The organism is Umezawaea tangerina, assembly GCF_003002815.1.
GTDB lineage: Bacteria > Actinomycetota > Actinomycetes > Mycobacteriales > Pseudonocardiaceae > Umezawaea > Umezawaea tangerina.
Map to the genome: position 1 here is coordinate 325,730 of NZ_PVTF01000004.1, position 23,293 is coordinate 349,022.

A 23,293-nucleotide genomic window follows, 5' to 3' on the forward strand; every position below is an offset into this window, starting at 1 on the left:
CTCAGGACAGGAACGGCGGGAGCGGGCGCTCGTCGTTTTCCGGCACCCAGCGGCCGTCGCGCTGGACGTAGTTCCACTTCGGCCCCTCCGACACCAGGGTCCGCAGCGCCGCGACCAGCCGGTCGACGTGGTCGACCGTGCTGCCCAGGCCGAGGCTCGCCCGCAGCGCGCGCTCCTCGTGGGCGCCGACCTCGCCGAGCAGCCGGGTCACCGCGATGTGCGCGCAGAACGCCCCGTCGCGCACGCCGATGCCGTACTCGGCCGACAGCGCGGCCGCGAGGTAGCCGGCGTCGTGGCCGCCGACGGTGAAGCTGACCACGCCGACCCGCTCGTGGTCGGTGCCGAACAGGCTGAGCTCGCGCAGGCCGGGGACGGTCGCGAGGCCCGCGCGCAGGCGCTCCAGCAGCACCCGCTCGTGCTCGACGGTCTGCTCCCAGTGCCGTCCCAGCACGTCGCAGGCCACCGCGAGCGCGTGCACGCCGACGACGTTGGGCGAGCCCGCCTCGTGCCGCTCCGGCACCGCCGACCACGCCACGCCCAGCCGGTCGCCGTGGTCGATGACCTTCTTCGTGGCCCCGCCGCCGACCAGGTACGGCTCGGCGGCCTGCAGCCAGTCCGACCGGCCGACCAGCACGCCCGCGCCGAAGGGCGCGTAGACCTTGTGCCCGGAGAACACCGCGTAGTCCACGTCCAGCGCCCGCAGGTCCACCGGCCGGTGCGGGGCGAGCTGCGCCGCGTCCAGCGCGATCCGCGCCCCGTGCCCGCGCGCCACCCGCGCCAGCTCGGCGACGGGCCACAGCTCGCCGGTCACGTTCGACGCGCCGGTCACCACGACCAGCCGCGGGCCGACCGGGCTGGCGGCCAGCTCGCGGTCGAGCACGGCCACCGCCGCGGCGGCCGAGGACGGCGTGGCGATCCGCCGCACGTTCGGCCCGCGCCAGGGCAGCAGCGCCGCGTGGTGCTCGGCGTCGAACAGCAGCACCGCCGTGTGCTTCGGCACGCTGCGGGCCAGCAGGTTCAGGGCGTCGGTGGTGTTGCGGGTGAAGACGACGGCGTCGCTCGCGCGGGCGTTGACGAACCGGCGCACGGAGTCGCGGGCCTGCTCGTAGACCCGCGTGGACACCTGGGAGGCGAAGCCGGCGCCGCGGTGCACGCTGGCGTACCAGGGCAGCAGCTCGTCCACCGCGTCGCGGACCTGTTCGAGGCAGGGGGCGCTGGCCGCGTGGTCGAGGTTGGCGTACTCCACCCGCTCACCGGTCACCAGCGGCACGCGCAGCGAGGCGCCGACGACACCGGGGACGGCGGGGGTGGTGCTGCGGGGGATGGCGATCGTCATGACAACGGCCCTTCGGGTCCGAGGGACCCCACGGGGCCCGCGCTTGCCCGAACGCGGTGGCGCCGGGCCAGGTCCTCACCGTGGGCACCCCACCGCGGAGGAGGGTTGCCGGCCAGCTAGCACGGGCTTCGCGCTGGCGCTCATGACCTTTCGCAGACGACGGTAGCGGACGTCTCCGACCACCGTCGAGCCCCGCTCAGATGGTGGGAAACGCGGGTTTGCCGCCGTCCTCGCCCTTCCAGCGGGCGTACCGACCGGCCTTGTCGATCGACCGCAGGCGCTTCTCGGTCGCGTCGCGGGCCTGCTCGGTCGCCACCACGAGCAGCTGGTCGTCGACCTGGAGCCGGGTCGTCGGCTGCGGCGTGAACCCCTTGTCCAGCCGCACGACGAGGCTCACCGTGGCGCCGGGCGGCAGCCGCAGCTCGGACAGGTACACGCCGTGCAGCTTCGACCCCGGCTGGATCCGCACCTGGAGCAGCTCGGCGCCCAGCTCATCCAGCGGAGCCGAGTCCACCTGCACCTCCTGCGCCTCGCCCGACCGCACCAGGCCGAGCAGCTTGGCCAACGCGGGCAGCGTGCTGCCCTGCAACAGCGTCAGCACCACCACGAGGACGAACACCGCGTCGACGAGGTCCTGCGCGCCGGGCACCCCCTGGATGACCGGGATCAGCGCGAACACGATGGGCACCGCGCCGCGCAGCCCGGACCAGGCGACGAACACCTGCTCCCGCCACGGCACCTTGAACGGGATCGCCGACAGCGCCACCGACAGCGGTCTGGCCAGCAGCACCAGCACGGCGCCCGCGACCAGCGCCGGGACCAGCGCGTGCAGCACGCTGGAGGGCGAGGCGAACAGGCCGAGCAGCACGAACAGCCCGATCTGGGCCAGCCAGCCGAGCCCTTCGGCGAACGACAGCGTGTCCGAGCGGTGGGGCAGCCGGGAGTTCCCCAGCACCAGCGCGGCCGTGTACACGGCGAGGAACCCGGACGCGTGCGCGAGGTCGCCCGCCGTGTAGGCGAACACGCAGACCGCGACCGTCGCCAACGGGTACAGGCCGGTGGCGGGCAGCGCGGCCCGGCGCAGCGCCGCGGCGCCCAGCCAGCCCAGCGCGACGCCGATCAGGCCGCCCACCAGCAGCTCGTAGACCAGCAGCAGCGGGGCGGTCCAGCTGATCGGGTCGGGTGAGGCCAGCAGCACGACGGCGATGTACACCGGCGCGTCGTTGATGCCGGACTCCAGCTCCAGCGCACCGGTCAGCCGTTTGCTCACGCCCACCGCGCGCAGCACGCTGAACACCGCCGCCGCGTCCGTCGACGACAGCACCGCGCCCCACAGCAGCGCCATCCGCCAGTCCAGGCCCAGCAGCAGGTGCAACGCCGCCCCGGTCACCCCCACGCTGACGAAGACGCCCACTGTGGACAGTGCGATCCCCAGGCCCAGCGCGGGTTTCACCGCGGTCCACCGGGTCGTGAGACCACCTTCGGCGAGGATCAGGACCAGCGCGACCGTGCCGAGCGAGCGGGTCAGGTCGGCGTCGTCGAACTGGATGCCCAGCACGCTCTCGCCGAGCACGACACCGATGCCGAGGTAGAGCAGCAGCGAGGGCAACCCGACCTTGGTCGACACCCGGACCGCGATGACCGAGACGAGCAACACCGCCGCGCCGAGGCCGAGGATGGCCGTGATTCCCAACGCGACCTCCCGGACGGCACTCGACGGTGACGCCATTCTCCCCTGCCGCCACCGAATTGGACTAATCAGACAGGTGAACTGATCGACGTTCAGTGCGCAGCGTCACGGACGAACCCACCGCGGGGGACGAACCAGCCGAACGAACCTAGCGGCACCCATGTGAGACAGGGCATGTTGATCAGCGGGCCACCCGCCACACCCTGTCCGGCGGCGACCCGTTCCACCCACTCCTCCCTGCATGGAGTTGACACAGTGAAGCTGCGCCCCTTCCTCGGCCGGTCGATCCCGGCCCTGATGATCACCAGCACCCTGATCGGCACCGGTTCCGCCACCGCGGCACCCGCCCCCGCCGCACTGGCCGCCCCCAACATCTCGGTCGCCGCCGTCCAGGCCGACCTCGCCCAGCTGCAGAGCATCGCCACCGCCAACGGCGGCAACCGCGCCCACGGCCGCCCCGGCCACAAGGCGTCCGTCGACTGGATCAAGGGCAAGCTCGACGCCGCGGGCTTCACGACCCGCGTCCAGACGTTCACCAGCAGCGGCGCCACCGGCTACAACCTGATCGCCGACCTGCCCGGCGGCGACACCAACAACATCCTGATGACCGGCGGCCACCTCGACAGCGTCACCGCCGGCCCCGGCATCAACGACAACGGCTCCGGCTCCTCCTCCATCCTCGAGGTCGCCCTCGCCGCCAAGGCCAGCGGCGTCGCCTTCACCAGGCACCTCCGCTTCGGCTGGTGGGGCGCCGAGGAGCTCGGCCTGGTCGGCTCCACGTTCTACGTGAACTCCTTGTCCTCCACCGAGAAGTCGAAGATCAAGACCTACCTGAACTTCGACATGACCGGCTCCCCCAACCCCGGCTACTTCGTCTACTCGGGCGCCAGCCAACCCACCGGCTCCGTCGCCGTGCAGCAGACCCTCACCGGCTACTTCACCTCCATCGGCGTCCAGACCGAGCTCACCGAGGTCGGCGGCCGCTCCGACCACGCCGCCTTCGCCCGCGCCGGCATCGCCACCGGAGGCACGTTCAGCGGCGCCGAGGTCATCAAGACAGCAGCACAGGCAGCCAAGTGGGGCGGCACCTCCGGCACCGCCTTCGACCGCTGCTACCACCGCTCCTGCGACACCACGTCCAACATCAACGCCACTTCACTGGACCGCCAAGCAGACGCCATCGCCTACACCGTCTGGACCCTAGGCGCCTAAACCCAAAACAAAGAAGAACCAACAACCAGCAACAGGCAATAAACAACAAAGCTGAAAGCGAACAAGCCGCTCACCAAAGCTGAAAGCGAGCAAACCGAGCAACGAAGTTGGAAGCGAGCAAGCTCGTCCGCCAGCGGCCGGCTTGACTTGGGGTTTTTGGGCTTAGACTTGCGGCGGCGGGCAGGCTCTACCACCTGCCCTTTTTCGCCCGACGAAGCCCAAAAAAGGGGCCCCAAGTCAAGCCGGCCGCACCCCCCACGGCCGCAGCGACACCCCGCTTACCTCGACGGCGACACCCAGCTCACCTCGGCAGCGACACCCAGCTCTACCCTCGGCTACCCCACAACGAAACCCCCACCCGAACTCAACACCCCCAACGTGTCGTCCAACAACGCCCGATGCTCACAAACCACATAAGGCGTAGTAGCCCTCAACTGCGCCTGCCCCAAATACACCGAATAGGCCAGCACAGCCCTCCGGCAACTAGCCTCCCGCGTGAACCCCAGCGCCTCGAACAGCTCCTCCAGGAACCGCAGCCGCCCGTCCGTCACCCTCTTCAGCACCGGCGCCACGATCGGGTCGTCGGCGGCCGCCAGCAGCGCCGACTCCACCGAGCACCCTCCGCCCCACTCCTCCAGCACCCGCCCGAAGATCAGCCGCAGTCTGCCGACCGGGTCGCTCTCGCCGCTGACGAGCTCCGCCATCTCCTCGAGGTGTTCGCGTTCCCAGCGTTCGACCGTCGCCAGCAGCAACGCATCACGATTGGGAAAATGCCAATACGCACTGCCCTTGGACGCCCCGACCCTCGCTGCCAGCGGTTCTACCGCGACCGCGGCCACTCCGCCTTCGGCCAACGCGTCGAGCGCCGCTCGGGTCCAGTCGTCCCGAGTCCGTCGTCTGCGCTCGGCCACAAGTCCATACGCTACCGTACGGTCGGCTCCGCACGGCGCCGTTCGGATGGTGGTGGACGTTGATCGAGAACAACCCCGACACCCCGTGGGAAGACCTGACCGGGACAGACCGGCACGCGGCCTGCCTGCTGGCCGCCCGCGACGGGGACCGCAAGGCACTGGCCGCCCTGGTGTCCGACCTGACACCGCTGATCTGGCACGTGGCCAGGGGGAACGGCCTGGACAGGCAGGCGGCGGAGGACGTCGCCCAGAACGTCTGGCTCGGCTTCCTGCGGCACCTGCACCGGATGCGCGAGCCCCGCGCGCTGGTGGCCTGGCTGATCGTGACGGCCCGCCGGGAGGCGCGGAGGACCTGGCCCGAGGCCAAGCGGGTCTCGGCCGAGACCACCGAGGACGTGCCGTCGGACTTCGGGCTGCCGGAACCGGAGGCGCTGCGGGACGAGCGGGACCGGACGTTGTGGGCCGCGTTCGGGCGGCTGCCGCGGCGGTGCCAGGAGCTGCTGAGGCTGACGGTGCTGGAGGGGCGCGCGCAGTACGAGGCCGTGGCCGCCGCCCTGACCATGCCGAGGGGGAGCATCGGGCCCACTCGGGGCCGGTGCCTGAAGAACCTGCGGACGGAGCTGGAACAGGGCTGACGGGGGTTCGCCCGAGAACGACCGGGGCGCCCCCTGGGGAATGATTGCCCCGTGACCGACGACCCCGACCTGCTGTCCGCCGCCGAGGACCTCCGCGCCGCCGTCGGCGACTTCGTGCGCCGCGTCCTCGTGCACCACTCGATGCCGCCGGGCCAGGCAGCCGCGCTCGGGTACCTCGACCGGACGGGGCCGCTGTCGATCGCGGAGCTGGCCCGCCTCGACCAGGTCAAGCACCAGTCCATGGCGCGCACGGTCGGCCTGCTCAAGGACCAGGGGCTCGTCACCGTGCAGGCCGCCGAGGCCGACCGCAGGCAGGTCGTCGTCACGATCACCGACACCGGGGCCCGGCGGATCGCGGAGGTGCGGCGGCTGCGCGCCTCGAACATCGCCCGCACGCTGGCCGACGACCTCGACGACGAGGAGCGCGAGATCGTCCGGCGGATCCCCGAGGTCCTGCGCAAGCTCCAGCCGTAACCACCCCCCCGACCATGACGGGCGTCACACTCGATCGATTTATACAGCAATGCTGTACAGTAAGACTGTACGTTGTGGGCACACCCAGCCGCGCGAGAGGAAGTCCTGTGCCCCACACCCACAACCCGTACGACCGCGTGCCACCGGTGCCGTCGTTCACCCTGACCAGCACCGACGTCGGCGACGGCGGGCAGGTCCCGACGGCCCAGCACAGCGGGATCTTCGGCGCGGGCGGCGCCGACGTGTCGCCGCAGCTCTCCTGGTCCGGCTTCCCGGAGGGCACGCGGAGCTTCGCGGTCACCGTGTACGACCCCGACGCCCCGACCCCCAGCGGCTTCTGGCACTGGGCGGTGGTGGACGTCCCGGCGGAGGTGACCTCGCTGCCCACCGGCGCGGGCGCGCCCGACGGCGACCTCCCCAAGGGGGCCTTCCAGCTGCCGAACGACGCGGGGATGCCCCGCTACGTCGGCGCCGCGCCGCCGCCCGGAACCGGCGTGCACCGGCTGTTCGTCGTGGTGCACGCGGTCGACGTGGAGACGCTGGGCCTCCCGGCCACGGCGACGCCCGCCATGCTCTCGGTCGCCCTCCTGCCGCACACCCTGGCACGGGCGACGCTCGTGCCGGTCGCGGGCGAGTAGCCGAAAGGGGCCTCCCCCGGCCGAAACCGGAGGAGGCCCCTTGTCGGGCGTTCGATCAGACCTTGGCGACCAGGACCCGGACCTTCACGCCGTCGCCGACGACCCCGTCGGACCCGTCCTCCACGTCGCCGTGGACCACGGACTCCGCCAGCGTCTCGCCCGCGATGAACGCCTCGTGCGTCCGCACCGCGTCACCGGTCTCCTCCGGCACCTGCACGGTCAGCACGATCCGGTCGGACACGTCCAGACCGGCGTCCTTGCGGGCCTGCTGGACCACGCGGACCAGGTCGCGCGCGACGCCCTCGGCGGCCAGCTCGGGGCTGACGACCGTGTCGAGCACGACCAGGCCGCCGCCACCCGGCAGGGCGGCCGTGGCCGCGGGGTCGGTGGCGACCAGCCGCTGCTCGTACTCCTCGGGGAACAGCTCGATCCCCGCGACGACGATCGCGCCGGACTCGGTGGTCGTCCAGTCACCGGCCTTCACGGCCTTGATGACGGTCTGCACCTCGCGCCCGATCCGCGGACCGGCCGCGCGCGCGTTCACCGCGAGCTGGAAGTGGCCGTGCGCGTCCACGTCGGTGGTCAGCTCGACCGCCTTCACGTTGACCTCGTCCTTGAGGATCCCCGCGAACGGCTCCAGCGACGCCACCTCGTCGGCCGCGATGACCAGCTTCGCCAGCGGCAGCCGCACCCGCAGCTTGTTGGCCTTGCGCAGCGACGACGCCGTGGACGCGATCTGCCGCACCCGGTCCATCGCCGTCACCAGCGCCGCGTCCGCGGGCAGCGAGGCGGCGTCCGGGTAGTCGGTCAGGTGCACCGAACGTCCACCCGTCAGCCCCCGCCACACGACCTCGGTCGTCAGCGGCAGCAGCGGCGCGGCCAGCCGCGTCACGACCTCCAGCACGGTGTGCAGGGTGTCGATCGCGTCGACGTCACCGGCCCAGAAGCGGTCGCGCGAGCGCCGCACGTACCAGTTGGTCAGGACCTCCAGGTACTCGCGGATCTGCGCGCACGCCCCCGAGATGTCGTAGACGTCCATGGCCGCCTGCACGTCGCGGGCCAGGTCGTGCGTCTTTGCTAGGACGTAGCGGTCGAGCACGTGTTCGGAATCGACCCGCGACACGCCCTCGTGCCCGGCCGCGTTCGCGTACAGGGCCAGGAAGTACCACGAGTTCCACAGCGGCAGCACGGCCTGGCGCACCGCGTCGCGGATGCCGCGCTCGGTCACCACGAGGTCGCCGCCGCGCAGGATCGGCGAGGACATCAGGAACCACCGCATGGCGTCCGAGCCGTCGCGGTCGAACACCTCGTTGACGTCCGGGTAGTTCTTGCGCGACTTGGACATCTTCTGCCCGTCGTCGCCCAGCACGATCCCGTGCGCCAGCACGTTGGTGAACGCGGGCCGGTCGAACAGCGCCGTGGCCAGCACGTGCATCGTGTAGAACCAGCCGCGCGTCTGGCCGTTGTACTCGACGATGAAGTCGCCGGGGAAGTGGTCGTCGAACCACTGGGCGTTCTCGAACGGGTAGTGGACCTGGGCGAACGACATCGAGCCGGACTCGAACCAGCAGTCCAGCACCTCGGGCACCCGGCGCATCGTGGTCTCCCCGGACGGGTCGTCCGGGTTCGGGCGGGTCAGCAGGTCGATGTGCGGGCGGTGCAGGTCCGTCGGGCGGGTGCCGAAGTCGCGCTCCAGCTCGTCGAGCGAGCCGTACACGTCGACGCGCGGGAACTCGGGGTTGTCCGACACCCACACGGGCAGCGGGGAACCCCAGAACCGGTTGCGCGAGATGTTCCAGTCGCGCGCGTTCTCCAGCCACTTGCCGAACTGGCCGTCCTTGATGTGCTCGGGCACCCAGTTGATCTGCTGGTTGACCTCGACCATCCGGTCCTTGAACTGCGAGACCGCGACGAACCACGCCGACACCGCGCGCTGGATCAGCGGGCTGTCGCAGCGCCAGCAGTGCGGGTACGGGTGGTCGTAGGTCTCGTGGCGCAGCAGCAGACCCGCGGCCTTGAGGTCGCGGATGATCGTCTTGTTCGCCTCGAAGACGTGCACGCCCCGGTAGGGCGGGACCTCCTCGGTGAACTCGCCGCGCGAGTCCACCGGGACGACGACCTCGATGCCCGCGGCGTCGGTGACGACCTTGTCCTCCTCACCGAAGGCGGGGGCGATGTGCACGATGCCCGTGCCGTCCTCGGTGGTGACGTAGTCCGCCGCCAGCACCTGGTGGGCGTTCTCGCGGCCCAGGAAGAAGTCGAACGGCGGCGTGTACTTGCGGCCGACCAGGTCGGAGCCCTTGACCCGCGCCACCACCGGCGGCTCCTCGCCCAGCTCGCGGGCGTACGCGGCCACGCGGGCCTCGGCGAGCAGGTAGCGCTCGCCAGGAACGACACGAGACTCGACGACCACATAATCCACGTCCGGGTGCACGGCCGCGGCCAGGTTGCTCGGCAGCGTCCACGGGGTCGTCGTCCAGACCAGCGCCAGCTCACCGGTCTCCAGGCGCAGGCCGACGGTCACGGCCGGGTCCTGCCGGTCGCGGTAGACGTCGTCCATCTTGGTCTCGGTGTTGGACAGGGTCGTCTCGCACCGCCAGCAGTACCAGAGCACCCGGAAGCCCTCGTAGATCAAACCCTTGTCGTACAAGGACTTGAAGGCCCACATGACGCTTTCCATGTAGTCCAGGTCGAGGGTCTTGTAGTCGTTGTCGAAGTCGACCCACCGGGCCTGGCGCGTCACGTAGTCGCGCCACTGGTCGGTGTACTGGAGCACGGACTCGCGGCACGCGTCGTTGAACTCGGCGATGCCCATCGCCTCGATCTCGCTCTTGTGCGTGATCCCCAGCTGCTTCTCGGTCTCGATCTCGGCGGGCATGCCGTGCGTGTCCCAGCCGAACCGGCGCTCGACGTGCTTGCCGCGCATGGTCTGGTAGCGCGGGACGACGTCCTTGGCGTAGCCGGTCAGCAGGTGCCCGTAGTGCGGGAGGCCGTTCGCGAACGGCGGGCCGTCGTAGAAGACGAACTCGTTCGCGCCGTTGTCCCCGGCGGGGCGCAGCTCGACGCTGGACTGGAACGTGCCGTCGGTCTTCCAGTAGTCGAGGACCTGTTCCTCGACCTTCGGGAAGGACGGCTGGGACGGGACCGAACCCTCGCCCGCCTTGGGATAGGCCATCGTGCAACTCCTCGCGGTCGTCCGGCTCACGGGGACGACGCGCCGGACAGGCGCACCGCGGTACCACCCCGCTTGCCGACGCTCGCGCGACGGCCACTCGTCAACGGCTGTGACGGGCCGCACCCGTCCGGTTCTACTGGGGCCCTCGCGGGCCCGTTCTTCCGGAGGCTCCCCGGTGATGGCCGGATCGTCGCTCTTGGTCCAAGCGTAACGCTCAGGTGCAAACCAGTTGTTCCCGGAGGTGCCCGCGGGGGAGTTCGCACGTCGGGTGAACCGACCGCGCCCCGGAACCGTGTTCACCACGAACACGCGGAAAGGCAGGTGGGCCCACGACGGGACTCAGGAGTCGATGGAGGTCCGGTGCGCCTCGGCGAGGGTGTTGTCCGGACGGCAGGTGGCGCACGGGGTGAAGCCGAGCCGGCGAGCCTCGTCGACGGGCAGCGCCAGGGAGGCGCGGGAGCCCAGCCAGGAGCACGCGGCCAGGTGGTACCGGGGGCGCTCGTCCAGCACCCGGACCTCGGCCGTCAGGTCGGTGACGATGAGGAGGTCGGCCGCGTCGGTGTCCTCTTCGGGCGGCTCGATGCCCTGATCGGGCGAAACGGGGGTGTCGACACCCCCCTGGTCCGGCCTGTCGTGATCATCGGCGCTAACCTGGTGATCAAGATCGGAGGGGTCGGCGACCACCGCGGTGGTGCTGACAGCCGTCGGAGCGGCCGGTCGGTCGTCGGTCGAGCGGCGGCGCAGCCACCAGTCGAGCACGAGGACGAACGCGGCCGCTCCGCTCGCTCCCACGGACAGCCACGCCCAGACGTGCTGGGACGTGGTGAGCGCGGGGACGAGCAACCCGAGGGCTGCCAGCACCAGCAGTAGGACGATGTAGAGCACGTCCCGCACCTTAGTTCAGCGCGGTACGTCGAACGTGGATCAGCCCGCCTCGGCGCGCGCCCCGAACGAGTAGCCCTGCTGGCCACCGGCCCGACCGTCGGACGGCGCGGCGGGGCCGCGGTCCTGGAGGTCGCGCAGGGAGGACTCCAGCATGGTCTTGAGCCTCGTGCGGTACTCGCGCTCGAACGTCTGCAGCTTGTCGATCTGCTTCTCCAGCGCGTTCTTCTCCGACGTGATGTTGCCCATCACCTCGGCGTGCTTGCGCTGGGCGTCCCGGTCGAGCGCACTGGCCTTCTCACGGGCCTGGCGCTCCAGCGTCTCCGAACGCGTCCGGGCGTCGTTCAGCATGGTCTCGGCACGCGTGCGCGCCTCGTTGACCATGGTGTCCGCCTTGGCCCGCGCCTCGGACAGCAGCTGCTCGGACTTGGTCCGGGCCTCCGACAGCATGCCGTCGGCTTCGGCCTTCGCCTCACCGGTCAGCCGGTCCGCCATCTCCTGGGCGAGACCGAGCACCTTCGCCGCCTGGACGTGGTGGTCACCACCGCCGCCAGGGGATGTCTGCTCCATGACCGAGGGGGGCGGCACCGGCGCCAGGCGACGGGGCTCCTCCACGACACGGGTCGGGCCGACGGGACCGGCCGAGATCTTGGCACGGGCGTCATCGAGGTCGGCACGAGCAGTCTCGACCTGCTGGTCGAGCTGTTCGACCTGCTGACGCAGCTCGTTGTTCTCCTCGATCAGGCGGGCGAGCTCGCCCTCAACCAGGTCGAGGAACGCGTCCACCTCGTCCTCGTTGTAGCCCCGCTTGCCAATCGGCGGCTTGCTGAATGCAACATTGTGCACGTCAGCGGGGGTCAACGGCATCAGATCACCTCACGCACTCCTGGGCTGTTGGCATCCCTGGTCCCCGTCACCTGGGATCTGCCGTTCGCATCAGAATGATAACGAGCAGCAACAGCACAATAATGGACAAGTCCAGCCCGATGCCCCCGATCCGCACCGTCGGTATGACCCGGCGGAACAAGCGGATCGGTGGATCGGTCACTGTGTACACGGTCTCCAGGGCCACCGCGACCCCTCCAGCCGGACGCCACTCCCTGGCGAACGACCGGACGAGCTCGACCACGACTCGCGCCGTGAGCAGCAGCCAGAACGAGAACAGCAGGTAGTACAGCACGAACAGGAGGGCTTCCACCCCTCAACTGTGCCACCACTCAGGTGAGACTTCCGAACCCACCCTCGGCGAGACGCCTGCGATCCTCCGCGGTGACGTCGATGTTGGGCGGTGAGAGAAGGAACACCTTGTTGGTGACCTTGTCGATGGAGCCGCGCAGCGCGAAGGCCAGTCCGGCGGCGAAGTCGACCAGCCTCTTCGCGTCCGCGTCGTCCATCTCGGTGAGGTTCATGATCACCGGGGTGCCGTCGCGGTAGTGCTCGCCGATGGTCCGCGCCTCGTTGTAGCTGCGCGGGTTCAGCGTCGTGATGCGCCCCAAGGGGTGGCCCGTCTGCTCTGCCGCAGGCCTGGGCCTGCTGATCGGCTCGCGCACCGGCTCGACAGCCAGCGCACCGTGGACGGGTGCGTCCGTGTTCCAGCTGCGGCGAGTGCTCCGCGAGCGGGTCTCCGGCTCGAAGTCGTCGGACTCGTCCAGCTCCGACCGGTACTCCGACCTCGTCCCGCTGAACACGCGGCGACGGCCCCCGCGCTCAGGGTACGGGTCGTACTCCTCGGCTTCCGCGCCGTACTCGGACCGGTAGTCCGCCTGGTAGCGGCCCCGCTCGTCCTCGTACGCCCCAGGGTCGTCCGCGTATTCGGCGGGCACCATCCCGAAGTAGGCCTTCAGCTTGTGAAATCCGCTCATTGCCAGGGACCCTTCCTCCGCGACACCCACCAGCAAGGACGGTGCGGCCACCCCTGAGGTTCCATACAGTTACGGCGAGGCTAGCCTTCGGCCTCCCAGCAGCGCCGTTCCGACACGCACGCAGGTCGAACCGCGCGCTATCGCATCTTCCAGGTCCCCGCTCATCCCCGCTGAAACAACAGTCGCAGCGGGATGATCACGGCGCAACCGGGATACCACCTCTTCGAGCACGGAAAACGCGTCCCGCGGGTTCATTCCGAGGGGTGCGACAGCCATCACACCCCTCAGGGCAAGTTCACTCGATCGTGCGACATGCTCAGCCAGCCCCGCGAGCTCCGGCACCGGACAGCCCCCGCGGGCCGGGTCACCGTCGATGCTCACCTGGAGCAGCACCTCCAGGGGCCGCTCCCGCCCGCTCGCCGCCTTCGCCAACGCGTCGGCGAGCCGCACGGAGTCCAGCGTGTCCATCCGGTCGGCCCACGACACGACCGACCGCGCCTTGTTGCGCTGCACGTTGCCCACCATGTGCCACCGCACCGACGCCTCCGGCCGCAGCTCCGCGAACTCCACGACCTTGGCCGACGCCTCCTGGTCCCGGTTCTCCGCGAACGCCACCAGTCCCAGATCGCTCAGCAGGGCCGCGTCCGACGCGGGGAAGGTCTTCGTGACCGCCAGCAGCTCCACGTCCTCCGGCGACCTCCCCACGGCCTCGCACGCCGCCTTGACGCGTTCCCGCACCTCGCGCAGGTTCTCGCTCAGCTCCTCACGACGGGTCAACCCAGATCACCCCTCCCAACCGACCGGTACCGGGCTCCCGCCGGTGGCTGAACAGGGACCGCTCCTCGAACGTGCACCGCGGATCCATCCCCAGCTTCCCCACCCCGAGCCCCGCGAGCTGCGCCCACAACCCGGCCCGCAGGTCCAACGCCGGCTTCGCCGCCCGCGACTTCGACGCACTGCCCGGCAGGTGCTTCTCGACGTCCGCCATCATCGCCGCCGGCACCTCGTAGCACTTCCCGCACACCGCGGGCCCCAACAGCACTTCGATCCGCTCGACCCGCGCCCCCAACCCCACCATCGCCTCCACCGCCGCGGGCACCACCCCGACCCGCGCCCCCACCCGCCCGGCATGCACGGCCCCGACCACCCCGGCCACCGGATCCCCCATCAGCACCGGCACGCAGTCGGCCGTCAACACCACCAACGCCAACCCCGCCTCCCCCGTCACCAACGCGTCAGTCGCCTCAGCAGCCTCCCCCAACGGCCCGTCCACCACCGTCACAGTCCGCCCGTGCACCTGCTCCATCCACACCAACCGCTCCGGCTCAAGCCCGATCCCCGCCGCCAAACGCTTGCGGTTCGCCTCAACAGCAGCCGGCTCATCCCCCACATGATCACCGAGGTTGAACGACTCATACGGCGCCACGGACACGCCACCTTCACGGGTGGTCAGCACTCGACGAATACGCACCCCCACAGCTTTCCACGCGGCAGACCAACCAGACGCCAGCAAACCCACCCACAAACCCACCCACACCCACACCCACACCAACCCCACCCACCCCGCCCACGATGGGCGCAGCCCGCCAGCGCGCATCCGGCGCGAAGCGCCTGGGGCCTCGTCGGCGCCAGCCGATGCCCTGTCCGCCGCGAAGCGCGGATGCCCCGTCCAACGGCGAAGCCGAGGATGCTTGGTCAGGCGCAGCCTGATGCTGGCGAAGCCAGACTTCCCCTCTGCCCCCGATCCACAGCGCCCTCCTGCTTGATCTTGCTTGTCAAGACAGCTTCACCGTCTTGACAAGCAAGATCAAGCATTGAGACAATCGCGCGCCGGGGGCCGGGCTTCCCAGGGGTGGGAGGGCCGAGAGCCGAACTCGCAGGGTGAGAGGGCCGGAGCCGAACCTCAAGAGGAGCCACCAGCCGACCTTCACACCCCAAACACCCCACACCCCCACCCACGCAAAAGACCCCCCGCACAAGCGAGGGGCCCTTCACCCAACCCAACCCAAAACCCAACCCGAACCTACCTCCGCATGAACGGCGGCACGTCCACCTCATCATCCGGATCATCCGTCACCGGCATCGGCCGACTCGGCAACGACGACCCCGTCCCGTGCTGATTCGGCAGGTTGCTCTGCGAGAACGTCCTCGGCATCGTCGGCTGCGGCGTCTGGAACGCCCCGGTGCTCTGCACCGGCTGCCCCTGCCCCTGCACCGGCACGGACGTCGGCCGCGGCGGTACCACAGGCGGGGGTGGCGGTGCCTGTTCCACCGGTGCGGGCGGGCTCACCTGCCCCGACTGCCCCGTCACGACCGTTCCCCGTTGCGGGCTGCTCAGCACTTGGGGTTCGAGCTTCTTGTGCGTCGGTCCGCCCGAGTCGAACCCGGCCGCGATCACCGTGACCCGGACCTCGTCGCCGAGGGAGTCGTCGATCACCGTTCCGAAGATGATGTTCGCGTCCGGGTGGGCGGCCTCCTGGACCAGCGAGGCCGACTCGTTGATCTCGAACAGCCCGAGGTCCGATCCGCCCGCGATCGACAGCAGCACCCCGTGGGCGCCTTCCATCGACGCTTCCAGCAGGGGCGAGTTGATCGCCTTCTGCGCGGCTGTCACCGCCCGGCCTTCGCCGCGGGCCGAGCCGATGCCCATCAGGGCCGAGCCGGCCCCGGACATGACGCTCTTCACGTCGGCGAAGTCCAGGTTGATCAGACCGGGGGTGGTGATGAGGTCGGTGATGCCCTGGACACCGGACAGCAGCACCTCGTCCGCGGAGCGGAACGCGTCCATCAGGCTCACGCCGATGTCGCCGAGCTGGAGCAGCCGGTCGTTCGGGATCACGATCAGCGTGTCGCACTCGTTGCGCAGCTGCTGGATGCCCTCTTCGGCCTGCTTGGCCCGCCGCTTCCCCTCGAAGGAGAACGGGCGGGTGACCACGCCGATCGTCAGCGCGCCCTGCTTGCGGGCCATCGCCGCGATGACGGGCGCGCCACCGGTACCCGTGCCGCCGCCTTCACCGGCGGTCACGAACACCATGTCGGCGCCCTTGAGGACCTCTTCGATCTCTTCGCGGTGGTCTTCGGCGGCCTTGTGGCCGACGTCGGGGTTGGCGCCGGCGCCGAGTCCGCGGGTCAGCTCGCGGCCGATGTCCAGCTTGACGTCGGCGTCGGACATCAACAGTGCCTGTGCATCGGTGTTGACCGCGATGAACTCGACGCCCTTGAGCCCGACCTCGATCATGCGGTTGACGGCGTTCACGCCGCCTCCACCGATACCGACGACCTTTATCACCGCGAGGTAGTTGTGCGGGGGCGTCATCGGATCCGCCTTCCTGATCGTGTTCGTGCTCATAAGCTGGGATGGTGGTCGCCGGGTCAGCCCGGAAGGACCTCCACCCGGATTGAAACCCTCGACCTCAACCAGAGGTCCAGAGTTATGTCAACCCCGTATGTTGTTGCTGGACGGTATGCACCAGGGATGCGACAGTCCAGCGGCCACGCCGTAGGCCGCGGCACCTATCAGCACTGTGCGCTACCACTACTCGCCGGTCAGACCGTCCAGCAGCTCGCGCACCACGTCCACGTGCCCTGCGTGCCGACCGGTCTCCTCGACCATGTGGATCAACACCCAGCGCACGGAAACTGTGCCCTTGTCGCGGAACGGAACCTCGTGGTCGAGGTCCAGGTCCGCGACGATCCCGCGACTCACTTCGCACTGCGCAGCGTAGTCGTTCAGCAATCCGGAGATCGTCTCGCCCGTCCCGACCCGCCAGTCGGCGTCCGGATCCGCGTCGCTGTACGGCGCGGCGTCCGGCTTGCCGAGCAGCACCGACTCGAACCAGTACGCCTCCACCCACCTCAGGTGCTTCACGATCCCGGCCACCGTCGTCAGCGGCGACGGCAGCACCGACCGGCGGGCCTGCTCGTCGGTCAGCCCGGTCGACTTGTACACGATCGTGGCCCTCTGGAAGTCCAGGAAGTCGGCCAGCTGGGCGCGCTCGGGCCCCGTCATCCGGAAGTCGAACCGCGGGTCGGGTGTGGTCATGGGTGGATTGTCGACGTCCGCTCACCGCTTGGACGACAGATTTCCGCCCCAGCCGGGTCGAGAACCGGCCTCAGGACACGGTCGGCAGCTCCGGGCTGGAGACGTCGAACACGGAGCCGTCCCTGGTGAGCAGGACGGCCAGCACGGCGGCCTTGCGCTGGGTGTCGGCGAGGCTGCCCCACCGCACCTCGCGCCCACCCGACAGGGCCAGCTTCACATCGGCGCCGGTCTGCGCGCCGATCGTCTGGACCTCGGCCTTCACCGCTTCCGGCAGTTGGGTGAGCACCCCGACCGCGGCTTTCAGCGCGGGTTGGGCGTCGACCGCGAGGAGCAGCTCCGGCAGGCCGATCGGGGGCTGCGCCACGGTCGCGTAGTCCTTCGCCGAGGCGTCGACGAGGTGGACCCCGTCGGTGGACTTCACGAACGCGACGGGCGACCGTTCGACGATGGTGAGCCGGACGGTGCCGGGGAGGCTCCTGGCGACCTCGACGGACTCGACGCGGGGCAGGGCGCGGACGCGGTCAGCGATGCCGTGGACGTCGACGCGGACGATCGGCGAGCCGGGCTCGATCGCGGCCTTGGCCTTGACCTGGTCGACCGTCAGCTCCTTGGCGCCGCGCACGTCGACCTCGCGGACGCCGAGCATCGGGGTGAAGAACACGCCGACGACCAGGCCGACGACCGTGAGCAGGACGAGCAGCGCCACCGCGCGCCTGCGCCGCACCTGGCGCCGGGTGACCCGGCCGGGGACCCGGCGGGCCCTGCGGGCGCGGGCCCGGTCCGCGGCCGAGCTCGTCCCGGCGGTCCGGGGCGGTCGACCGCGAACCGGAGTGCTCATGCCTTCTGCCCCAGCTCGCTCACGATCTCCGGGCCGAGCATCGTGACGTCGCCCGCGCCCATGGTGACGACGAGGTCGCCCTCGCCGACGATCCCGGCGACCAGTGCCGGGACGCGGTCGAACGACGGCTCGTAGTGCACCTGGCCGGGCGGCAGCGGCACGGCCTCGGCCACCAGCCCGCCGGTGACACCGGGCTCCGGGTCCTCGCGGGCGCCGTAGACGTCGAGCACCACGACCTCGTCCGCGAGGCCCAGCGCGGTGCCGAACTCGACGGCGAACGTGCGGGTGCGCGAGTACAGGTGCGGCTGGAACACGACGACGAGCTTGCCGTCGCCCGCGATCGGGCGGGCGGCCGCGAGCTGCGCGGCGACCTCGGTCGGGTGGTGGGCGTAGTCGTCGTACACGCGGACGCCCGCCTCGCGGCCCTTGAACTCGAACCGCCGCCGGACGCCGCCGAACGCCGCCAGGCCCTCCAGGAGCCCGTCGCGCTCCGCACCCAGCTCCAGACCGGCGAGCAGCGCCGCGAGGGCGTTGGCCGCCATGTGCTCGCCGGGAACGGCCACCTGCACCTCGACCGTGACGGGACCGCTGCCCTCGTCCGACCCCGCGTGCGGGTCGTCGCCGTCCAGCTCCACGGTCGCCATCCCGCCACCGCCGTGCGGGCGGAAGCCGACGAGCTTCGCCGACCCCTTCCCGGACGCGGTCCGGCCGTACGGGCGGACCCGGATGCCGAGCTTGCCCGCGCGCTCGACCAGCGCGGCCGCGCCGGGGTCGTCGACGCAGGCGATGAGGACGCCGTCGGGCTCGATGCGCTCCAGGAAGGAGTCGAACACGGCCACGTACGCCTCGACGGTGCCGTGGTGGTCCAGGTGGTCCGCCTCGACGTTGGTCACCACCGCGACCGACGGCGAGAAGAACAGGAACGAGCCGTCGCTCTCGTCGGCCTCGGCCACGAACACGCCGCCGGTGCCCTGGTGGGCGTTGGCGCCGGACTCGTTGAGGTCGCCGCCGATCGCGAACGACGGGTCGAGCCTGCAGTGCTGCAGGGCGACGGTCAGCATCGACGTGGTCGACGTCTTGCCGTGCGTCCCGGCCACGCAGGCGACCCGGTGGTCGAGCATCAGCGCGGCCAGCGCCTCGGCCCGGCGCAGCACCGTGACGCCGCGCTCGCGCGCCTCGACCAGCTCCGGGTTGTCCTCGCGGATCGCGGTGGACACCACGACCGCCGTCGGACCGCCCTCGAGCTGGTCCAGGTTCTTGCCGTCGTGGCCGACCGCGACGGAGGCGCCCTGCGCGCGCAGCGCGAGCACGGTCCGCGAGTCCTTGGCGTCCGACCCGGAGACCTGGCCGCCGCGGGCGAGCAGGATGCGGGCGATGCCGCTCATGCCCGCGCCGCCGATGCCGACCAGGTGCACCCGCTGCAGTGCGCTCACTTGTTGATCACCTCGAGAACCATCCTGGCCAGCACCTCGTCGGCTTCACGCCGGCCGGTGCCGAGCGTGGCGTTGCTCATCGCGGCCAGCCGGGCCCGGTCGGCCATCAGCGGTACGACGTCGCGGACGACCCGTTCCGGCGTCAGGTCGGCGTCCATGATCATCAGGCCACCGCCCGCCGACACCACCGGTCCGGCGTTGAGCGCCTGCTCGCCGTTGCCGATCGGCAGCGGCACGAACACCGCGGGCAGCCCGACCGCGGACACCTCGGCCACGGTCATCGCGCCCGAGCGGCACAGCACCGCGTCGGCCGCCGCGTAGGCGAGGTCCATCCGCTCCAGGTACGGCACGGGGACGTACGCCGGGCCGCCCGCCATCGACTGCACCGCGAGGGTGTTCTTGGGGCCGTGCGCGTGCAGCACGCCGATGCCCGCCGAGGCGAACGCCGACGCGGCACCGGACACGGCCTTGTTGAGCGACTGCGCGCCCTGCGAACCGCCGAACACCAGCAGCGTCGGGGCGTGCGGGTGCAGGCCGAAGTACTGCCGGGCCTGCGCGCGCAGCGCCATCCGGTTCAGCCCGGTGATCGACTGGCGCAGCGGGATGCCGATGATCTCGGCGTCGGCCAGCCCCGAGTCCGGGACGGCGGCGGCGACGCGCGCGGCGAACTTGGCGCCGACCTTGTTGGCCAGCCCCGCTTTCGCGTTCGCCTCGTGCACCACGATCGGCACCCGGCCGCGGGCGGCCAGGTAGGCGGGCAGCGAGACGTAACCGCCGAAGCCCACCACGACGTCCGCGTGGTACTGGTCCAGGATCTCCCTGGTGCGGCGCACCGAGTCGCGGACCTTCAGCGGCAGCTTCAGCAGGTCCGGCGTCGGCTTGCGCGGCATCGGCACCGGCGGGATGAGCTCGAGCTGGTAGCCCCTGGCGGGCACCAGCTTCGACTCCAGGCCGCGTTCGGTGCCGAGCGCGATCACCCGCGCGTCCGGCCGCAGCCGCATGACCGCGTCGGCCAGGGCAAGTGCGGGCTCGATGTGCCCCGCGGTGCCGCCTCCGGCGACCACCACGCATGGTCCGCCCCGTTGGGGAACCCGGTCCTGCCCCGTCACGCGTTTCCTCCTAGTTCGACTGCACGAAGGTGTGGCTGCTTAACGCCCGTCACGACCGGTTCTGCGGGTGCGGGCGGATCGGTCCTGGGTCGCCTTGCGCGATTCGCGGCGACGGTACTCCGACGGCGGCGCGGACCTGCCCGCCATCCGGCGTTCGTCCGGCGGCTGCGGCGCGGCGGCCCGCCTGCCCGGCGCGCGCGGCGGCGTCGAGGGGCGCACCGGCTTGCGCTTGGGCGGCGGCTTGTACGCCTCCGGCGCGGGCAGCCGCAGCACACCGCCGACCCGGCCGGGACCGATGTGCCGCAACGCGGACACCGCTTCCGGCTCGTGCCGCGCGCAGCTGGCGAGGAGCCCGAACACGACCATGGTGGTCACCACGGACGTGCCGCCGGAGGAGATCATGGGGAGGGTGATGCCGGTGACCGGGAGCAGCCGCACGACGTAGCCGATGTTGATCGCGGCCTGCGCGACCAGCCACACCGTCAGCGTCGCCGCGACCATCCGGATCCACGGGTCGGTGTTGCGCGCGGCGATGCGCAGCCCCACCACGGCGAGCATCGCGAACAGGCCGAGGACCATGGCGCAGCCCAGGAACCCGAGCTCCTCGCCGATCACCGCGAAGATGAAGTCGCTGTGCACGTTGGGCAGGTAGTCCCACTTGGAGCTGGCCTGCCCCAGCCCCTTGCCGAACAGCCCGCCCTCGGCGAGCGCGTACTCCGCCTGCTGCGCCTGGAGTCCCGCGCCCAGCGGGTCGGCCTCCGGGTCGAGGAACGACAGCACGCGCGCCAACCGGTAGGTCGCGCCGATCGCCAGCACCAGAGCGCCGCCGACGGCGCCGAGCAGCAGCACGCCGAACACCCGCATCGGGGCGCCGACGAACCAGAGCAGGCTCAGCAGCACCACGCCGAGCGTGATCGTGCCGCCGAGGTCCGGTTGCAGCATCACGAGCGCGAACACGCCCAGCGCCACCGGCACCACCGGGACGAGCAGGTGCCGGTACTGGTTGAGCAGCGCGCGCTTGGTCACCAGGACGTGCGCGCCCCACAGCGCCAGCGCCAGCTTCGCCGCCTCCACGGGCTGGAACGACACCGGCCCGATCACGAACCACGAGCGGGTGTCGTTGATGTCCGTGCCCAGCGGCGTCAGCACCAGCACCAGCAGCAGCACGCAGACGAGCATCGCCATCGTGCTCAGGTGCCGGACCTGGCGCAGCGGGATCCGCATGGCCACCCAGAACAGCACCGCTCCGACGGCCACGTAGGTCAGCTGCTTCTGGAACACCGAGTACGCCGACGCCCCGACCGCGACCTCGCCGGGCACCGACGCGGACAGCACCATCACCAGCCCGATCGCGGTCAGCAGACCGAAGATCGCCAGCAGCAGGTGGAAATCCGCCAGCGGACGGCTCAACCACGCCGTCAGCGACCCCTTCACCCCGACCACCCGGCGCCTGGGCTTCGCGGCCTTCACCGCGGCCGTGGGCCGGTCCACCACCGTCACGCGCGCACCACCGCAGTCATGCGCCCATGGTCTCCCGCGGGGCACGCCGACCGGCGGACATGCGCAGCGTGTCGCAGGTCCGCGACGGCGATCATGCGCCAAATCCTAGTGGTGACCGGATCCCGCCCCCATCCGGGACCGGAACCTCACGCCGTTCCCACATCGGTCAGGCGCGCGACCGCTCGTGCTCCACCAGGTCCAGCACGGCCTCGGTGAAGGCGTGGCCGCGGTGGGCGTAGTCGGTGAACATGTCCATCGACGCGGCGGCCGGGGCCAGGAGGACGGTGTCGCCGGGCTTGGCGAGCTCCCTGGCGGCGTGCACGACGGAGGTCATGGCGTCGCGGTCGGTGGCGTCGACGACGGCGCACGGGACGGTGGGCGCGTGGCGGGCCAGTGCGGCGGCGATGACCTCGCGGTCCTCGCCGAACAGCACCACGCCGCGCAGCCGGTGCGCCTCGGCGGCGAGCAGCTCGTCGACGGACGCGCCCTTGAGCAGCCCACCGGCCAGCCACACGACGCTCGGGTGCGAGCGCAGCGAGGCGATGGCCGCGTGCGGGTTGGTGGCCTTGGAGTCGTTGACGTAGGTGACGCCCTCGGACTCGGCGACCCGCACCGCGCGGTGGGCGCCGGGCCGGAAGTTCAGGAGTCCCTGGCGGACCGAGTCGGCGGAGACGCCGTACGCCCGTGCGAGCGCGGCGGCGGCGAGCGCGTCGGCCAGTCCGGGTGGGCCGGCGGGGCGGACGAGGTCGGCCTCGACGAGCTGCTCGTCGGTGTCGAACGCCCGGTCGACCAGCACGCCGTCCACGACGCCGAGCTGGTTCGCGACCGGCTCGTGCAGCGTGAAACCGATGTGCCGCACGGAGGGCGCGGCCTTGAGCAGTGCGGCGACCACGGGGTCGTCGACGCCGCCGATCGCCACGTCGCCGGACAGCACCCGTGCCTTCGCCTCGGCGTAGGCGGTCATGCCGCCGTGCCAGTCGAGGTGGTCCTCGGCCAGGTTCAACAGCACGCCGGCGAGCGGGCGGACCGAGGGCGACCAGTAGAGCTGGAAGCTCGACAGCTCGACGGCCAGCACCCGGTGCCCCGCCAGCAGCGCGTCCACGACGGGCAGGCCGACGTTGCCGCACGCCACCGCGTCGATGCCCGCGGTGCGCAGGATCGACTCCAGCATCCCCACGGTCGTCGTCTTGCCGTTGGTGCCGGTGACCGCGAGCCACACCGGCGGGTCGGCCAGCTCGGCGGCCATCCGCCACGCCAGCTCGACCTCGCCGATGACCTCGACGCCCGCGGCCGTGGCGGCGGCGAGCAGCGGGCTCTCCGGCCGCCAGCCGGGGCTGGTGACCACCAGGTCGGTGCCCTGCGGCGGTTCGGTGAGGCCGGGCACCAGGGCGACGCCGGACAGCAGCGTCTCCAGTGCCAGCAGCCGGTCGGCCGAGCCGTCGGTCACGGTCACCTGCGCGCCCGCGGCCAACAGGGCCTCGGCGGCGGAGCGGCCGGTCACGCCCGCACCCGCCACCAGGACGTGCTTGCCGTCCAGGAAGGTGGTCACCGGATTC

At 71.1% G+C, this 23,293-nt stretch carries 21 protein-coding genes, 1 pseudogene and 1 riboswitch; of the genes and pseudogenes, 4 read left to right on the forward strand and 18 right to left on the reverse strand.

All coding sequences use genetic code 11. The features are described from left to right. Position 1: 1 nt before the first annotated feature. Together CLV43_RS15515 and CLV43_RS15520 are read right to left on the reverse strand one after the other, a co-directional pair. Entirely contained in the window at positions 2 to 1,336 is a 1,335-nt protein-coding gene (locus CLV43_RS15515; RefSeq protein WP_106187871.1) for an aminotransferase class V-fold PLP-dependent enzyme, read from the reverse strand. Positions 1,337 to 1,370: 34 nt separating this feature from the next. Further along, positions 1,371 to 1,484: riboswitch (SAM riboswitch) on the reverse strand. 48 nt (positions 1,485 to 1,532) lie between these two features. Then, a complete protein-coding gene (locus tag CLV43_RS15520; RefSeq protein ID WP_425445758.1) occupies positions 1,533 to 3,023 on the reverse strand; it encodes a potassium/proton antiporter in 1,491 nt (496 codons plus the stop codon). 258 nt (positions 3,024 to 3,281) lie between these two features. On the opposite strand from CLV43_RS15520, the gene CLV43_RS15525 reads away from it, so the two are divergent. Beyond that, positions 3,282 to 4,238 (forward strand): M28 family metallopeptidase, encoded by a 957-nt coding sequence (locus tag CLV43_RS15525; protein WP_245886478.1) that lies wholly within the window; start codon positions 3,282 to 3,284, stop codon positions 4,236 to 4,238. Positions 4,239 to 4,573: 335 nt separating this feature from the next. Here CLV43_RS15525 and CLV43_RS15530 read toward each other — a convergent pair whose 3' ends face one another. Then, positions 4,574 to 4,990: a TetR/AcrR family transcriptional regulator gene (locus CLV43_RS15530; RefSeq protein ID WP_245886609.1), complete on the reverse strand. Its 417-nt coding sequence runs from the start codon at positions 4,988 to 4,990 to the stop codon at positions 4,574 to 4,576. Further along, positions 4,991 to 5,308 (reverse strand): annotated as a pseudogene (locus CLV43_RS50320) (TetR/AcrR family transcriptional regulator); the annotation flags it as partial. It lies immediately after the preceding gene. Between CLV43_RS50320 and CLV43_RS15535 the strand changes: the two are divergent. The 3 genes from CLV43_RS15535 (at position 5,209) to CLV43_RS15545 (ending at position 6,896) form a co-directional block, all read left to right on the forward strand. After that, complete coding sequence (locus tag CLV43_RS15535) at positions 5,209 to 5,784, forward strand: RNA polymerase sigma factor (protein ID WP_106187874.1); 576 nt, start codon at positions 5,209 to 5,211, stop codon at positions 5,782 to 5,784. The pseudogene CLV43_RS50320 and the gene CLV43_RS15535 sit on opposite strands and share 100 nt — an antisense overlap. 51 nt (positions 5,785 to 5,835) lie before the next feature. Next, complete coding sequence (locus CLV43_RS15540) at positions 5,836 to 6,258, forward strand: MarR family winged helix-turn-helix transcriptional regulator (protein WP_106187875.1); 423 nt, start codon at positions 5,836 to 5,838, stop codon at positions 6,256 to 6,258. A 107-nt stretch (positions 6,259 to 6,365) separates the two neighbouring features. Further along, the gene (locus CLV43_RS15545; RefSeq protein WP_245886482.1) at positions 6,366 to 6,896 is read left to right on the forward strand and encodes a YbhB/YbcL family Raf kinase inhibitor-like protein; all 531 of its coding nucleotides are present in this window, start codon (positions 6,366 to 6,368) and stop codon (positions 6,894 to 6,896) included. Positions 6,897 to 6,951: 55 nt separating this feature from the next. Here the strand turns inward: CLV43_RS15545 and ileS are convergent, their stop codons facing one another. The 14 genes from ileS to murD form a co-directional block, all read right to left on the reverse strand. After that, a complete protein-coding gene (gene ileS / locus CLV43_RS15550) occupies positions 6,952 to 10,071 on the reverse strand; it encodes an isoleucine--tRNA ligase (protein ID WP_106187877.1) in 3,120 nt (1,039 codons plus the stop codon). A gap of 339 nt (positions 10,072 to 10,410) precedes the next feature. Then, positions 10,411 to 10,956 (reverse strand): hypothetical protein, encoded by a 546-nt coding sequence (locus tag CLV43_RS15560; RefSeq protein ID WP_106188252.1) that lies wholly within the window; start codon positions 10,954 to 10,956, stop codon positions 10,411 to 10,413. 39 nt (positions 10,957 to 10,995) lie between these two features. After that, the gene (gene wag31, locus CLV43_RS15565) at positions 10,996 to 11,820 is read right to left on the reverse strand and encodes a DivIVA-like cell division protein Wag31 (RefSeq protein WP_106187879.1); all 825 of its coding nucleotides are present in this window, start codon (positions 11,818 to 11,820) and stop codon (positions 10,996 to 10,998) included. Positions 11,821 to 11,866: 46 nt separating this feature from the next. Next, positions 11,867 to 12,151, reverse strand: coding sequence for a YggT family protein (locus CLV43_RS15570; RefSeq protein ID WP_106187880.1), 285 nt, complete (start codon positions 12,149 to 12,151; stop codon positions 11,867 to 11,869). 19 nt (positions 12,152 to 12,170) lie between these two features. After that, the gene (locus CLV43_RS15575) at positions 12,171 to 12,815 is read right to left on the reverse strand and encodes a cell division protein SepF (RefSeq protein ID WP_106187881.1); all 645 of its coding nucleotides are present in this window, start codon (positions 12,813 to 12,815) and stop codon (positions 12,171 to 12,173) included. Between the two features lie 69 nt (positions 12,816 to 12,884). Beyond that, positions 12,885 to 13,592, reverse strand: coding sequence for a YggS family pyridoxal phosphate-dependent enzyme (locus tag CLV43_RS15580; RefSeq protein WP_106187882.1), 708 nt, complete (start codon positions 13,590 to 13,592; stop codon positions 12,885 to 12,887). Further along, positions 13,579 to 14,286 (reverse strand): peptidoglycan editing factor PgeF, encoded by a 708-nt coding sequence (pgeF, locus tag CLV43_RS15585; RefSeq protein WP_106188253.1) that lies wholly within the window; start codon positions 14,284 to 14,286, stop codon positions 13,579 to 13,581. Before pgeF ends, CLV43_RS15580 begins: the two co-directional genes overlap by 14 nt. Before the next feature lie 552 nt (positions 14,287 to 14,838). Then, entirely contained in the window at positions 14,839 to 16,131 is a 1,293-nt protein-coding gene (gene ftsZ, locus CLV43_RS15590) for a cell division protein FtsZ (protein WP_106188254.1), read from the reverse strand. A gap of 219 nt (positions 16,132 to 16,350) precedes the next feature. After that, positions 16,351 to 16,857, reverse strand: a complete 507-nt coding sequence (locus CLV43_RS15595) for a DinB family protein (protein WP_106187883.1) — start codon at positions 16,855 to 16,857, stop codon at positions 16,351 to 16,353. Positions 16,858 to 16,927: 70 nt separating this feature from the next. Then, the gene (locus CLV43_RS15600; RefSeq protein WP_106187884.1) at positions 16,928 to 17,695 is read right to left on the reverse strand and encodes a cell division protein FtsQ/DivIB; all 768 of its coding nucleotides are present in this window, start codon (positions 17,693 to 17,695) and stop codon (positions 16,928 to 16,930) included. Beyond that, a complete protein-coding gene (gene murC / locus CLV43_RS15605) occupies positions 17,692 to 19,080 on the reverse strand; it encodes a UDP-N-acetylmuramate--L-alanine ligase (RefSeq protein ID WP_245886588.1) in 1,389 nt (462 codons plus the stop codon). Before murC ends, CLV43_RS15600 begins: the two co-directional genes overlap by 4 nt. Positions 19,081 to 19,124: 44 nt before the next feature. Then, positions 19,125 to 20,237 (reverse strand): undecaprenyldiphospho-muramoylpentapeptide beta-N-acetylglucosaminyltransferase, encoded by a 1,113-nt coding sequence (gene murG / locus CLV43_RS15610; RefSeq protein WP_106187886.1) that lies wholly within the window; start codon positions 20,235 to 20,237, stop codon positions 19,125 to 19,127. Between the two features lie 39 nt (positions 20,238 to 20,276). Next, on the reverse strand, positions 20,277 to 21,737 hold the full coding sequence (gene ftsW, locus CLV43_RS15615) for a putative lipid II flippase FtsW (RefSeq protein WP_106187887.1): 1,461 nt from the start codon (positions 21,735 to 21,737) through the stop codon (positions 20,277 to 20,279). 166 nt (positions 21,738 to 21,903) lie between these two features. Continuing rightward, on the reverse strand, positions 21,904 to 23,286 hold the full coding sequence (murD, locus tag CLV43_RS15620; protein ID WP_211304376.1) for a UDP-N-acetylmuramoyl-L-alanine--D-glutamate ligase: 1,383 nt from the start codon (positions 23,284 to 23,286) through the stop codon (positions 21,904 to 21,906). Positions 23,287 to 23,293 lie beyond the last annotated feature (7 nt).